The following is a 15,059-nucleotide window of genomic DNA, read 5'->3' as shown; positions in this document are numbered from 1 at the left end:
GTGATGAGAAAGACAAAAATCGTTTGTACAATCGGTCCAGCAAGTGAAAGCATTGAAAAGCTGACTGAATTGATTGAAGCAGGAATGAATGTAGCCAGACTAAACTTCTCTCATGGAGATTTTGAAGAGCATGGTGCACGTATCGAAAACATTCGTAAAGCTGGCAAAGCATTAGGCAAGGACATTGCGATTCTTCTTGATACAAAAGGTCCGGAAATCCGCACACGTACAGTTGAAAACGGCGCAATTGAGCTAGTAGCTGGTGCTGATCTTGTTGTGACTATGGAAGACATTGTCGGGAATACCGACAAAATTAGTGTTACATACGAAGATTTAATTCATGATGTACAAGTGGGATCAACGATTTTATTAGACGATGGTTTGATTGGTTTAGAAGTTAAAGAACTCGACTTTGACCGTAAAGAGATTTTAACCAAAGTCATGAACACAGGTACATTGAAAAATAAAAAAGGTGTAAACGTACCAGGTGTTAGGGTGAACCTCCCAGGTATTACAGAAAAGGATGCAAACGATATTCTTTTCGGTATTGAACAAGGCGTTGATTTCATCGCAGCTTCTTTTGTGAGACGAGCTTCTGATGTTCTTGAGATTCGTGAGCTTCTTGAAAAGAACAATGCAGCAGATATTCAAATCATTCCTAAGATTGAAAACCAAGAGGGTGTCGATAACATTGATGAGATCCTTGAGGTATCTGATGGCCTTATGGTCGCACGTGGAGATCTTGGTGTAGAGATTCCTGCAGAAGAAGTACCGCTTGTTCAAAAAAAATTAATCAAAAAATGCAATAAATTAGGCAAGCCTGTCATCACAGCAACACAAATGCTTGACAGTATGCAGCGTAACCCGCGTCCAACTCGTGCGGAGGCTAGTGATGTTGCTAATGCTATCTTTGACGGCACAGATGCCATCATGCTTTCTGGAGAAACGGCAGCAGGAATTTACCCTGTTGAAGCTGTTCAAACAATGCATAACATTGCTTCACGTTCAGAGGAAGCATTGAATTATAAAGCCATTCTTACTCGCAGAAGCGAAGAAGTAGATGTCAGTATTACAGATGCTATTGGTCAATCCGTTGCACATACTGCAATGAAGCTGGACGTAGCAGCCATTGTCACACCGACGGAAAGTGGTCATACGGCTAGAATGATTTCAAAATATAGACCAAAAGCACCAATCGTTGCAGTGACAGCAAATGAGTCTGTTGCAAGAAAGCTATCTCTTGTATTCGGTGTATTTGCAAAGAGCGGTTCAAATACGAACTCTACAGATGAAATGCTTGAGAATGCAGTAGAAAAATCAATCGAAACAGGCTATGTGAGGCATGGCGACTTGATTGTCATTACGGCGGGTGTTCCAGTTGGTGAAGCGGGTACAACAAACTTAATGAAAGTTTATGTTGTAGGTGACATCATTGCTAAAGGTCAAGGCATTGGCCGTAAATCTGCATATGGACCGGTTGTGATTGCACAAAGTGGAAAAGAAGCAGAAGAAAAAATGCAAGAAGGCGCCATTTTAGTGGCGAACTGCACAGATCGTGATATGATGAGTGCACTTGAGAAGGCATCTGCTCTTATCACTGAGGAAGGCGGTTTAACAAGCCATGCAGCAGTTGTTGGACTCAGCCTTGGTATTCCAGTGATCGTAGGTCTAGAGAATGCCACAACACTTCTAAAAGAAGGAGAAGAGATTACAGTAGATCCAGCACGCGGAGCGATTTATAAAGGCCGTGCAAGCGTTCTTTAAACAAGACACGAGGGGAGTTTTCTGACTCCTCTCTTTTTTTATGTTACACTGAAGAAGAAAACAGCTTTCTATGAAAGAGACCCATGAGGTGATACGGTTGAAATATTTTCTACTATTACTGATTCTGTTTCCTGCAGTGGAAATTGGTTTATTTTTAATATCAAGTCAATTAATCGGAATCCTGCCAACGATGTTTTTTATTATACTCACTAGCGCACTAGGTGCTTATTTAGCGAGAAAACAAGGGATTGCAGCCTTTCAAAAGCTGCAAAGAGATTTACAATATGGCAAAATGCCAGGTGCGACCATTGTAGATGGTTTTTGCATTCTAGCCGGCGGTTTACTTCTCTTGATTCCTGGGTTTTTATCCGATGTTATCGGTGCGCTGCTTTTGATACCTATGACGAGAAAACGATTCAAGCCATTACTTGAGCGCTGGTTAAGAAACATGTCCAACCGCAGACGCTTTACAATTATTCGATAAAGAGACCCTCGTATGAGGAGCTCTTTACTTTTGTATGCCGTGCATAATGAAGTGATGAATATCCCGAAAAACGCCTGCGTGATGAAAAGCCTGCCCCACGACAAGAGAAGCAGGGCCAAGGACAAGCCCGAGAAAACCAAACAATTTTAACCCAACAAATAGTGAGACAAGTGTAGCAAGAGGATTGAGCCCGATGGAATTACTTAAGACTTTCGGTTCTGATATTTGTCTTTGAATTAAAACAACAATATACAAAATACCTAGCCCGATGGCGAGAGAGAGATTCCCTGTTATGACTGAATAAATGATCCATGGCAAAAAGACAGTGCCACTTCCAATATAAGGAAGTAAATCGACGAGACCTATGCATAATGCGATGATGAGGGCATGCTTTACCTTTAAGATGAAAAGTCCAATTAAAACGATGCCAATAGTCATCGCAACGAGCAAGAGCTGTGCTTTCAAAAATCCAGTGATTGCTTTTTTTAATTCAGATAGAATGGCACGTGTATGTAACATCCACCGTGCGGGGAACATACGTGTACCATACTTTTTTAATGTAAACCAATCTTTTGTGATAAAAAAAGTCGCAAGTGCGGAGAATAAAAGAGTCGCTGCCGCATTAGGTAAAAGGCCTAAAAAAGCCGGAATCAGTTCGAGCGTTTTTGAAAGAAAAGACCCGATTTTTGCTGCTGCCTCATCGCCAAGCGCTTGGATTTGTCCTAAAATAGATTCCTTTTGTCCCGCATGAAGTGTGTTAAATTGTGCGGTCAGATCATGATATAAAGGCAGAATCTTATCTGTAAAAAAGCGTTCAACAACATTGATCATCTGATCAAGGTGAGAAGGCAGGACTTTTGCTAAATAAGCACTCCCAGAAATGATTTCGACCACGAAAAGGGTCATCATGCCTGCCGCTGCGACTAAAAACAACAGCAGCACTATGATGACAACAAAGCCTCTTGGCATACCAGTCACTTCTTCTATTTTGCAAACGGCCGGATGAATCAAACAAGAAACAACAAAAGCGATCCAAAATGGATATAAAAACGGAAATGACTGATATAAAAAGACAACCGCAAACACGGCAATGCTGATGATCATCAAGCTTCGCAGAAAAATAGCAATGTAGGTGTGATTCACGCAATCCCCTCCAAAAAACGAGCATGTCCGATACTTCATTTTATTCAAAAAGATTAGTAATATGAAAAAGTCGCAATAAAAAGAAAGGAGGGCGAGCGGCATCATGTTTACTCAAGCAAACTTATTTTTACTTCTCTTACTCGTTATTGCACTTATTGCGAAGAATCACTCGTTAATTTTAGCTGTTTCTGTGTTAATCGTGATTAAAATCATTGGATTGGATCAAAAAATTTTTCCGGTTCTACAATCAAAAGGCATCAATTGGGGTGTGACGGTAATTACGATCGCTGTGCTAGTTCCAATTGCAACAGGTGACATAGGGTTTAAACAGCTTGGAGAGGCCATGAAATCTTCCTATGCATGGATTGCTCTTGGAGCTGGTATATTAGTAGCACTTATTGCAAAGAACGGCATTGTTTTACTCGAGAATGATCCGCACATAACCGCAGCACTTGTGTTTGGCACCATTTTGGCTGTTAGTTTATTTAAAGGGGTCGCTGTTGGCCCACTGATCGGTGCAGGAATTGCTTACTTGGCGATGCAGGCTGTGAAATTTTTTAGCGGATGAAAAGAGAGTGGCAAGTGCCGCTTTCTTTTTTATTTTTTCTTTCTTGAGTTTTTGCAAAAAAACATAATTAAATATATTAAAAGAAGCAAAATCCCTTTATTCCATGTCCTGCACGAAAGGCTGGAAAAAAAATAATCAAAAAAAATTATAGTTAAACATTTAACAAATGTCTGATTATTGTTTATAATGGGAATAGGCTTAATTTTAAACTCATTGATCACATAAGAGAAATGAGGCTAAAAGTGCTATAACCGTATAGGTAAATGTAAGCATTTTCTTTTTGAATCTGCCACCGTATTCGGATTGGATAGCGCTTTCACAAAGCAAGAATTCTGCAACGAAGGGGAATTTTTTAAAAAAGGGGAGATTGAACATGACAGCAACAAGAGGTCTTGAAGGTATTGTGGCAACAACTTCATCTGTAAGCTCAATTATTGATGATACTCTTACTTATGTAGGGTACAATATCGATGATTTAACTGAAAAAGCTTCATTCGAAGAGATTGTCTACCTGTTATGGCACCTGAAGCTGCCTAATGAGCAGGAGCTGAGTGAATTAAAGCAGCAGCTCGCAGAAAACGCTCAAGTTCCACAGGAGATCATTGAGCACTTTAAATCATATTCGCTGGATGGGGTTCATCCAATGTCAGCGATTCGTACAGCGGTATCCCTATTAGGTTTACTTGATAACGAATCGGAAATTATGGACAAAGAAGCGAATTACAGAAAAGCCATTCGATTGCAGGCGAAAATTTCTGGACTTGTCGCTGCATTTTCACGTGTTCGAAAGGGACTTGAGCCTGTACAGCCAAAAGAAGAATACAGCTATGCTGCTAACTTCTTGTATATGTTAAAAGGCGAGGAGCCGTCTCCTGTAGAAATTGAAGCGATTGATAAGGCACTCATTCTACACGCAGACCATGAATTAAATGCGTCGACATTTACAGCAAGAGTATGTGTTGCCACCCTATCTGATATCTACTCTGGTGTGACAGCTGCAATCGGCGCACTGAAGGGACCACTGCATGGCGGTGCAAATGAAGGCGTTATGAGAATGCTTTCAGAGATTGGTGAAGTCGAAAACGTAGATTCCTATATTCATGGTAAGCTAGAGAAGAAAGAAAAAATTATGGGTTTTGGACACCGAGTATACCGTCAAGGTGACCCGCGTGCAAAACATCTAAAACAAATGAGTCAGCGTTTAACCAACCTTACAGGCGAGCCGAAATGGTATGAAATGTCTGTCCGTATAGAGGAAATCGTGACATCAGAGAAAAATCTTCCACCGAATGTTGATTTTTATTCTGCATCTGTATATCACAGTCTTGGTATTGATCATGACTTGTTTACACCGATTTTTGTGATTAGCCGATTTTCTGGATGGATTGCTCACATTTTAGAGCAATATGACAACAACCGTCTCATCCGTCCAAGAGCTGAATACATTGGACCTGATCTTCAAACATTTATTCCGATCAGTGAAAGAGACTAATGTTTATAGAATAAGTGGAGGCTGATTCAAACAAACCAATCAGTCTCCATACCGGCAAAAAAACGAAACATGTGAAAAACTTCTTCGCTTTTAGACAAACAAGCCAAGAAGTTTCAAATATTCACTACATAACCTGGGAGGTAATATCATTGTCACAAGGTGAAAAAATTACAGTAACTGGCGGCGTATTGAATGTACCAAATAATCCAATCATCCCGTTTATTGAAGGGGACGGAATTGGTCCTGACATTTGGAAAGCAGCATCAAGAGTTCTTGAAGCGGCTGTAAAAAAAGCATATAAAGGTGAAAAGCAAATCACTTGGAAAGAAGTATATGCAGGTGAGAAAGCTTACCATAAAACTGGAGAATGGCTTCCTAAGCAAACACTAGAAGACATTCGCGAATACTTAATTGCTATTAAAGGACCACTGACAACACCAATTGGCGGGGGAATCCGTTCATTGAACGTAGCACTAAGACAAGAGCTGGATTTATTCACATGCTTACGTCCAGTTCGCTGGTTCCGAGGTGTACCTTCTCCTGTTAAACGTCCGCAAGATACAGACATGGTCATCTTCCGTGAGAATACTGAGGATATCTATGCTGGAATTGAGTATGCAAAAGGTTCAGATGAAGTGAAAAAATTAATCAACTTCTTAAAAAACGAATTAGGTGTGAACAAAATCCGTTTCCCAGAAACATCAGGTATCGGCATCAAGCCTATTTCTGAAGAAGGCACTCACCGTCTTGTGAGAGCTGCCATCCAATATGCGATTGACCAAGGCCGTAAATCAGTGACACTTGTTCACAAAGGAAATATCATGAAGTTTACAGAAGGTGCTTTCAAAAACTGGGGCTATGAAGTTGCTGAAAAAGAGTTTGGCGACAAAGTTTTCACATGGGCTCAATATGATCGTATTGTAGAAAAAGATGGGAAAGATGCGGCGAACAAAGCGCAAAGTGAAGCAGAAGCTGCTGGTAAAATCATTGTCAAAGACAGCATTGCGGATATTTTCCTTCAACAAATTTTAACGCGTCCAAGTGAGTTCGATGTTGTGGCAACAATGAACTTAAACGGAGACTACATTTCTGATGCCCTTGCAGCACAAGTTGGAGGAATTGGTATTGCACCAGGTGCGAACATCAACTACGAAACTGGACATGCTATTTTTGAAGCGACTCATGGAACAGCGCCGAAATATGCTGGTCTTGATAAAGTCAACCCATCTTCTGTGCTTCTATCAGGTGTGCTATTACTGGAACACCTTGGCTGGCAGGAAGCGGCTGATCTAGTGATTCAATCTGTTGAAAAAACCATTGCATCAAAAGTCGTCACTTACGATTTTGCTAGATTAATGGATGGCGCTAAAGAAGTGAAGTGTTCTGAGTTTGCTGACGAGCTCATCAAAAACTTGTCTTGATTCTTAAACTTTAAAGTTAAAGGGGAAAAAGGAAATGGCAAACAAGCGTAAAAAAGTATCTGTCATCGGAGCAGGTTTTACAGGAGCAACAACAGCATTTCTAACAGCTCAAAAAGAATTAGCGGATGTGGTTTTAGTGGACATCCCGCAACTTGAGAACCCAACAAAAGGGAAAGCACTTGACATGCTTGAAGCAAGCCCTGTTCAAGGATTCGATGCGAACATTACAGGAACTTCTAACTATGAAGATACAGCCGGTTCTGATGTAGTAGTGATTACGGCAGGAATTGCTAGAAAGCCGGGCATGAGCCGTGACGACCTCGTGTCAACAAATGAAAAAATCATGCGAAGTGTGACACGCGAAATCGTTAAATATTCTCCAGAAGCGATCATCGTTGTATTAACAAACCCAGTTGATGCAATGACATATGCCGTTTATAAAGAATCAGGATTACCAAAAGAAAGAGTCATCGGGCAATCTGGTATTCTCGATACAGCGCGTTTCCGAACGTTCGTTGCACAAGAATTAAATTTATCTGTCAAAGACGTGACTGGATTTGTTCTCGGTGGCCATGGCGACGACATGGTTCCGCTTGTTCGTTACTCTTATGCAGGCGGTATCCCAATTGAAACATTGATTCCAAAAGATAGAATCGATGCGATTGTCGAAAGAACAAGAAAAGGCGGCGGCGAGATTGTGAACCTTTTAGGTAATGGTAGTGCCTATTATGCACCTGCTGCTTCACTTGTTGAAATGGTTGAGGCGATTTTGAAAGATCAGCGTCGCGTCATTCCAACGATTGCTTACCTAGAAGGTGAATACGGTTATGAAGGAATTTACCTTGGTGTGCCAACAATCGTAGGTGGTAACGGCCTTGAGCAAATCATTGAGCTTGAGTTAACAGAAGAAGAGAAAAGTCAGCTTGACCGCTCTGTTGAATCTGTTAAGAACGTGATGAAAGTATTATCTTAATATGAACAAAAAAGAAGGCTTCTCTAAGAGAGGCTTTCTTTTTGTGTACAAAACGAATCTTGTTGAAATTTTAAATTGTCCTCTTGTTAAGCTTTCGTTAAAATAAAATAGAAAGCATGACTTCTCGCTTTTCACATAACATAAAAATACGGATGCAGGGGAAATCACTAATTGGAGGCACAACATGAATAAAAAAATATTAGTTGTGGATGATGAAGAATCGATTGTAACACTTCTAAGTTATAACCTTGAAAGGGCTGGTTATGATGTCGTAACGGCAAGAGACGGGGAAGAAGCGCTTGAAAAAGCAGTAAGTGAGCAACCTGATCTTATTGTGTTAGACTTAATGCTTCCAAAAATGGACGGCATTGAAGTGTGCAAACAACTTAGAATTCAAAAAATGATGTTCCCTATTTTAATGCTGACAGCAAAGGACGATGAATTTGATAAGGTGCTTGGTCTTGAACTTGGAGCCGATGATTATATGACAAAGCCTTTCAGTCCTAGAGAAGTTGGTGCTCGAGTAAAAGCCATTTTACGAAGAGCGCAGCAATCGCAGCCTGCCCCGTCGCATGAGGAAAAGGAAGAGATCCTAGCAGACCAAATCAAAATCGGTGAGTTGCGAATCTTACCCGAACACTATGAAGTATATTTCCAAGAAGAACGTCTAGAGCTAACGCCAAAAGAATTTGAGTTGCTGCTCTATTTGGCTAAACACAAAGGACGTGTACTGACACGTGACCTTCTGTTAAGTGCTGTTTGGAATTATGATTTTGCAGGTGATACACGTATTGTCGATGTACATATCAGCCATTTGCGTGACAAAATTGAAAAGAATACGAAAAAACCAACATACATTAAAACGATTCGCGGCTTAGGGTACAAATTGGAGGAGCCAAAGCCAAATGAATAAAATTAGAACCCGGCTTTTTTCTGGGCTCATCTTTCTCCTGTTTATTGTCTTTTTAGGACTCGGACTCTTTTTGGATCACATGTTTCATGTCTTCTATGAAACAAAATTAACAGAACGAATGGAAAAAGAATCGAACTTTCTCCTTTCTTCAATAAATGGTGATGATCTGAGCGCAAAGCAAAACGAGGACATCCTCAAAAAAGCAAAACAGCATCTCAATATCAATGCTTCTATTGTGGATACTGAGGGGAGCATCATACATACAACGGGTCAAGGAGAACAAAAAGCCATCATTCAAAGAGTGCTGCAAAATGAACGTCTCCAATCAAAAGGAACAGTCATTGATGATGAGCGTGATGCTTTATTTCATTATGCTGTACCTATCATGAAACAGAACGAACCGGCGGGATATCTTTTTCTACATGCTACATTCCAGCCTTTAAATGAAATTGACAGCCAGCTTTGGCTTGCACTTGCATTTTGTCTTGGGACTGCTGTGATCATTATTGTCTTCTTTGGCTACCGAATGTCGATGAAATATGTGAAGCCGATTGATTATGCCACAAAGGTAGCAAAGCAGCTTGAACGAGGTAATTATGATACGAACAATTATGAAGAACTGATCATTGAAACAAGTGAGCTCAATACGTCTATGAAGCGTCTTGCAGAAAGTCTTCAAGAAATGACGAGTACAGGAGAAATGCAGAGAGATCGTCTTCAAACGGTTATTGAAAACATTGGAGCGGGCATTATTTTGATTGATAAGATGGGATATATCAACCTTGTCAATCGAACATTCCGCAAACAATTTAAAGTACAAAAGCACATTTACATGCACAAGCTGTATCATGAAGCATTTACTCATGAAGAAATTATCGAATTAATTGACGAAATTTTCATGACGGAAACCAAAGTTCGGAAGTTTTTGCGTCTTGCAATTGATATTGAACGTCGCTACTTCCAAGTCGACGGCGTCCCGATTTTAAGTACTGATGATGAATGGAAAGGAATTGTCCTTGTTTTTCATGATGTCACGGAAACAAAGCAATTAGAACAGATGCGGAAAGACTTTGTTGCCAACGTCTCCCATGAATTAAAAACACCCATTACATCGATTAAAGGATTTACTGAAACGCTACTTGATGGAGCAATTGATGACAAAGAAGCACTTACGGAATTTCTCTCAATTATACTAAAAGAGAGTGTCCGCTTAGAAACACTCATTCAAGATTTACTAGATCTCTCTAAAATAGAACAGCAGCATTTTAAGCTAAATATACAAGAAGCAAATGCGACAGAAATCATACACGAGATCAAAACCTTGCTTCAGCATAAAGCCGCAGAAAAAGGGATTCAATTACATGTGCGTGTTCCGAAAGAACCCGTCTATGTCATGGCAGATCCGCTGAGATTAAAGCAAATATTCTTAAATCTTGTCAACAACGCACTCACCTATACACCAGAGGGTGGAAGTGTCACGATCACTGCGAGACCACGGAAGGATGGCTATGAATTTGATGTGGAAGATACAGGAATTGGGATGAAAAAAAGCGAGATTCCAAGAATTTTTGAGAGATTTTATCGAATTGATAAAGATAGAAGTAGAAATTCAGGCGGCACAGGGCTCGGGCTTGCCATTGTGAAACACCTTGTAGATGCTCATGAAGGGACGATCTCTGTCCGCAGTAAACAAGGCAAAGGAACGACTTTTACAGTGAGCTTGAAATCGAAATAGAAAAAGGAAAGAGATGTGAAAATTTACATCAACTTTACAATGAGTTCACGTTTTGTTAAACAATCATTGATAGGATGAATAGGAACCCCTTCATCCAAGGAGCCAATTTTGGAAGGACGAAAACACGTTTGTTTTCGTCCCTTTTTTATGCAGGTTCGTCTATTTTCTTTTCAAAATGAACTTTGATAAAATAAAGATACGACTTGATAAAGAGACGGCTGATAGGGCTCAGCCGATGGAGGATTAGAATAATGACAGACAAAAAGAAATTAGTACTTGTTGATGGAAACAGTCTCGCCTATCGAGCATTTTTCGCATTGCCGCTATTATCAAATGATAAAGGCGTTCATACAAATGCTATTTATGGCTTTGCGATGATCTTAATGAAGATGCTAGAGGACGAGAAACCGACACATATGCTGGTCGCATTTGATGCTGGAAAAACAACATTCCGTCACGAGACGTTCAAAGAATATAAAGGTGGAAGACAAAAAACGCCACCAGAGCTATCAGAACAAATGCCGTTCATCCGTGAACTTTTAGATGCTTACAACGTCAAAAGGTACGAGCTCCCTCAATATGAGGCGGATGATATCATCGGGACATTAGCTGTTGAAGCAGAAAAAGATGGCTTTGAGGTCAAAATCTTTTCAGGAGATAAAGACTTAACACAGCTTGCAACAGACCATACAACGGTGGCCATTACGAAAAAAGGAATTACAGAAGTAGAATATTACACCCCCTCACATATTGAAGAGAAGTACGGACTACGCCCAGAGCAAATCATAGATATGAAAGGGTTAATGGGTGATTCCTCAGATAATATTCCGGGTGTCCCTGGTGTCGGAGAAAAAACGGCAATTAAACTGTTAAAGCAGTTTGAATCGGTCGAAAATCTGCTTGAACATCTCGACGAAGTCAGCGGCAAAAAGTTAAAGGAAAAGCTTGAGGAACATAAAGAACAAGCCTTGATGAGTAAAAAGCTTGCCACCATTCAAATTGAAGCACCTATTGATGTGTCAAGTAAAGATCTTGCTTATGAAGGTCCTCACATAGATCAGGTCATCTCACTTTATAAAGAACTAGGCTTTCAAACATTGCTAGAACGTTTAGGAGAAGCACCAGAAGCAGGTGAGCAAGTCGATCTGTCAGCTTTAGAAGTTATCAAAAGCACTGATGCAACGGATGAAATGCTGACAGATCACGCATCGCTCGTGGTAGAACAGCTTGGAGATAATTATCATGAAGCGGATTTGATCGGTTTTGCTATTCACAATGAAAATGGTGCCTTTTTTATGACAAAAGAGGATGCCTTAAGGTCAGAAGCTTTCAAACAATGGGCACAAGATGACACGAAGAAGAAATGGGTGTTTGACTCAAAAAGAGCCGTCGTAGCACTGAGGTGGCATGATGTGGATTTAAGAGGTGTCGATTACGATGTATTGTTAGCTTCTTATGTGGTCAATCCTCAGAAATCCTATGAAGACGTCGCAAGTGTTGCGAAGGATTATGGGTTGAATATATCCTTTTCAGATGAAAAAGTGTACGGAAAAGGAGCAAAGCAGGCGATACCAAATGAAGACGAGCTAAAAGACCATCTTGGACGTAAGGCAGCGGCTATCTCTGCCTTGCATGACCTGACGCTAGAAGCATTAGAAAAAAATGATCAGCATGAATTGTATGAGGATTTAGAGCTTCCGCTTGCACTGATATTAGGTGAAATGGAATCTCTTGGCGTCAAGGTTGATATTGATCGTCTACAGAAGATGGGAGAAGAGTTAACGAAGAAGCTAAAGGAATATGAAGAAACGATTCACCGTTTAGCAGGGGAAACGTTTAATATCAATTCTCCTAAGCAGCTTGGCGTGATTCTTTTTGAAAAGTTGGGTCTGCCCATTATTAAGAAAACAAAAACAGGCTACTCTACGTCTGCAGATGTACTAGAAAAACTTGAAGACAAGCATGAAATTATTCGCTCTATTCTGCATTACCGTCAAATCGGAAAGCTGCAATCTACCTATGTCGAAGGTTTGATGAAGGTAACGCGCAAAGACACTCATAAAGTCCATACGAGATTTAATCAGGCGCTCACACAAACAGGACGATTAAGCTCAACAGATCCTAACCTTCAAAATATTCCAATTCGTTTGGAAGAAGGTAGGAAGATTCGTCAAGCCTTCGTTCCTTCAAAAGAAGGCTGGCTCATGTTTGCAGCCGACTATTCTCAAATCGAGTTGCGGGTGCTTGCCCATATTTCTCAAGATGAGAACTTAATCGAGGCTTTTACGCAGGATATGGATATCCATACAAAAACAGCAATGGATGTGTTCCATGTATCAGAGGATGAAGTGACCTCATCCATGAGAAGGCAGGCAAAAGCCGTCAACTTCGGAATTGTTTATGGGATAAGCGATTACGGACTTTCTCAAAATCTAGGAATTACAAGAAAAGAAGCAGCTGCATTTATTAAACGGTATTTAACAAGCTTCAAAGGGGTCAAAACTTATATGGAAGACATCGTGCAGGAAGCCAAACAAAAAGGCTACGTCACCACGCTCCTTAAGCGTAGACGATATATTCCAGATATCACAAGCCGTAATTTTAATATCAAAAGCTTTGCGGAAAGAACGGCAATGAATACACCCATTCAGGGCAGTGCGGCAGATATTATTAAAAAAGCGATGATTGATATGGCACGGAAGCTGAAAGAAGAGAATTTGCAGGCGAACCTGTTATTACAGGTACACGATGAACTTATCTTTGAAGCGCCGAAAGAAGAAATCGCTATATTAGAAAAAATTGTTCCTGAAGTGATGGAAAATGCACTTCAGCTCGATGTGCCGCTTAAAGTAGAAATTGCATCAGGCCCATCTTGGTATGACGCAAAATAAAAATAAATAGAGAGATAAAGGAGCGAGGAGCATGCCGGAATTACCAGAAGTCGAAACCGTCCGGCGCACTCTTAAGCGGTTAGTCAAAGGAAAAACGATTGAAAAGGTCGATATCAAATGGCCAAACATCATCAAACGTCCTGGGGAACCGGAGGAGTTCGCACGAATGATGGTGGGAGAAACCATACAGAACATTAAAAGAAGAGGAAAGTTCCTACTCTTTCATCTAGATCACTATGTCATGGTCTCTCATTTAAGAATGGAAGGGAAATATCGTGTACATGAGGCAAAAGAGCCTTATGATAAACACGTTCACGTCGTCTTTACGTTTACAGATGGTACCGAGCTTCGGTACCATGATGTACGTAAATTTGGCACGATGCATCTGTTTCAACCTGGTGAAGAAGAAAAAGAGTTGCCACTATCTCAGCTTGGGTACGAGCCTTTTTCAGAACAATTCACACCGGAGTATTTATGGGAGCAATTGAACAAGACATCACGTGTTATCAAAACAGCTCTGCTTGATCAAAAGATTGTTGTAGGGCTTGGAAATATTTATGTCGATGAAGTCCTCTTTAAGTCAGGTATTCATCCCGAAACTAAGGCACATCAGCTAAGCCTTGATGCTTGCAAGGTGCTCCACAAACATATCATAGACACACTTCAAGTGGCTGTTGATGCGGGAGGAAGCACCATTCGCTCATATCTCAATTCACAGGGGGATATTGGCACATTCCAGTTGCAGCTTCTTGTGTATGATCGGCGGGGAGAGCCTTGCCAAACATGTGGGAGTATTATTGAGAAAACGGTTGTTGGAGGGCGCGGCACACATTTTTGTGTGACTTGTCAAAAACGACCACAATAAGGTTCGTCATCAGCATGCTTCCTTTTTGCTGTGCATACGATAAAAAACATTCATTTTTCAGCAAGGTGTAAGACTGACACAAAGCCCACCTGCTCTTCATATAGTGAAGAAGAGTCTCGAAGCCTAGAGGCTCTTGATCATCGTTGCATGAACAGAAAGGAAGAGTTCTAGTATGATTTCGATTTCGCTCCTGTTTTTAGCTATGGCAGTCAGCATCGACAGCTTTTCAGTGGGCTTTACGTATGGTCTTCGGAAAATGAGGATTCCATTTAAAGCCATTGTCATTATTGCTTGCTGTTCAGGGATTGTGCTACTTGTCTCCATGCTGATTGGCAGCCTATTCACCACATTCCTCCCTGTCTCAGTTACAGATAAGCTTGGTGGAGGGATTTTAATCATCATCGGACTTTGGGTTTTGTACCAATTTTTCAAACCTGCGAAAGAGCGCGATTTGCTCCTTCATGAGAAGACCTTACTGAATGTAGAGGTGCAGTCACTCGGACTTGTCATTCAAATTTTGCGAAAGCCGACAAGCGCAGACATTGACCGTTCTGGTACTATTAATGGAATGGAAGCAATTCTGCTAGGGATTGCTTTATCGATTGATGCTTTTGGAGCAGGGATTGGTGCAGCAATTCTAGGTTTTTCTCCAATTGTCATGAGTATCACTGTTGCGGTGATGAGCTCACTTTTCGTTTGTATCGGGCTTCGTGCCGGACATTTTCTGTCAAACTGGCGCTGGATGGATAAACTTGCATGCTTACCGGGTTTTTTACTCATTTTAATTGGTGTGTGGAAGCTATAAAGGGG

Annotated in this window: 12 protein-coding genes; 11 read left to right on the top strand and 1 reads right to left on the bottom strand. The window is 40.8% G+C overall.

Annotation, left to right across the window (positions count from 1 at the left end; translation table 11 throughout):
- The first annotated feature begins 3 nt into the window (after positions 1–3).
- Together pyk and ACIQCE_RS11165 are read left to right on the top strand one after the other, a co-directional pair.
- Positions 4–1,764, top strand: coding sequence for a pyruvate kinase (gene pyk / locus ACIQCE_RS11170; protein ID WP_400495067.1), 1,761 nt, complete (start codon positions 4–6; stop codon positions 1,762–1,764).
- 97 nt (positions 1,765–1,861) lie between these two features.
- The gene (locus ACIQCE_RS11165; RefSeq protein ID WP_400495065.1) at positions 1,862–2,248 is read left to right on the top strand and encodes an FxsA family protein; all 387 of its coding nucleotides are present in this window, start codon (positions 1,862–1,864) and stop codon (positions 2,246–2,248) included.
- Between the two features lie 24 nt (positions 2,249–2,272).
- On the opposite strand, the gene ytvI is transcribed toward ACIQCE_RS11165, so the two are convergent.
- Positions 2,273–3,391, bottom strand: coding sequence for a sporulation integral membrane protein YtvI (gene ytvI, locus ACIQCE_RS11160; RefSeq protein ID WP_400495064.1), 1,119 nt, complete (start codon positions 3,389–3,391; stop codon positions 2,273–2,275).
- Positions 3,392–3,494: 103 nt separating this feature from the next.
- Between ytvI and ACIQCE_RS11155 the strand changes: the two genes are divergently transcribed.
- The 9 genes from ACIQCE_RS11155 (at position 3,495) to ytaF (ending at position 15,054) form a co-directional block, all read left to right on the top strand.
- Entirely contained in the window at positions 3,495–3,959 is a 465-nt protein-coding gene (locus ACIQCE_RS11155) for a DUF441 domain-containing protein (protein ID WP_353854971.1), read from the top strand.
- 373 nt (positions 3,960–4,332) lie between these two features.
- Positions 4,333–5,451, top strand: a complete 1,119-nt coding sequence (gene citZ / locus ACIQCE_RS11150; RefSeq protein WP_353854972.1) for a citrate synthase — start codon at positions 4,333–4,335, stop codon at positions 5,449–5,451.
- Positions 5,452–5,600: 149 nt separating this feature from the next.
- Positions 5,601–6,872 carry an NADP-dependent isocitrate dehydrogenase gene (gene icd / locus ACIQCE_RS11145; RefSeq protein WP_400495063.1) on the top strand — a complete coding sequence of 424 codons (1,272 nt, stop codon included), beginning with the start codon at positions 5,601–5,603 and terminating at the stop codon, positions 6,870–6,872.
- 34 nt (positions 6,873–6,906) lie between these two features.
- A complete protein-coding gene (mdh, locus tag ACIQCE_RS11140) occupies positions 6,907–7,845 on the top strand; it encodes a malate dehydrogenase (protein WP_353854974.1) in 939 nt (312 codons plus the stop codon).
- A 184-nt stretch (positions 7,846–8,029) separates the two neighbouring features.
- Entirely contained in the window at positions 8,030–8,758 is a 729-nt protein-coding gene (locus ACIQCE_RS11135) for a response regulator (protein WP_353854975.1), read from the top strand.
- A complete protein-coding gene (gene pnpS / locus ACIQCE_RS11130) occupies positions 8,751–10,493 on the top strand; it encodes a two-component system histidine kinase PnpS (RefSeq protein WP_400495062.1) in 1,743 nt (580 codons plus the stop codon). The genes ACIQCE_RS11135 and pnpS overlap by 8 nt, the downstream gene beginning before the upstream one ends.
- 251 nt (positions 10,494–10,744) lie before the next feature.
- Positions 10,745–13,384 (top strand): DNA polymerase I, encoded by a 2,640-nt coding sequence (gene polA / locus ACIQCE_RS11125; protein WP_400495061.1) that lies wholly within the window; start codon positions 10,745–10,747, stop codon positions 13,382–13,384.
- Between the two features lie 31 nt (positions 13,385–13,415).
- Positions 13,416–14,249 (top strand): DNA-formamidopyrimidine glycosylase, encoded by an 834-nt coding sequence (gene mutM, locus ACIQCE_RS11120; protein WP_400495060.1) that lies wholly within the window; start codon positions 13,416–13,418, stop codon positions 14,247–14,249.
- Between the two features lie 172 nt (positions 14,250–14,421).
- Complete coding sequence (gene ytaF, locus ACIQCE_RS11115) at positions 14,422–15,054, top strand: sporulation membrane protein YtaF (protein ID WP_400495059.1); 633 nt, start codon at positions 14,422–14,424, stop codon at positions 15,052–15,054.
- Positions 15,055–15,059: the final 5 nt, after the last annotated feature.

The sequence above is a fragment of the Bacillus sp. NPDC093026 genome (assembly GCF_044754665.1).
Classification (GTDB): Bacteria; Bacillota; Bacilli; order Bacillales; family Bacillaceae; genus Bacillus; species Bacillus maqinnsis.
This window is presented reverse-complemented; position numbering and strand designations above follow the sequence as displayed.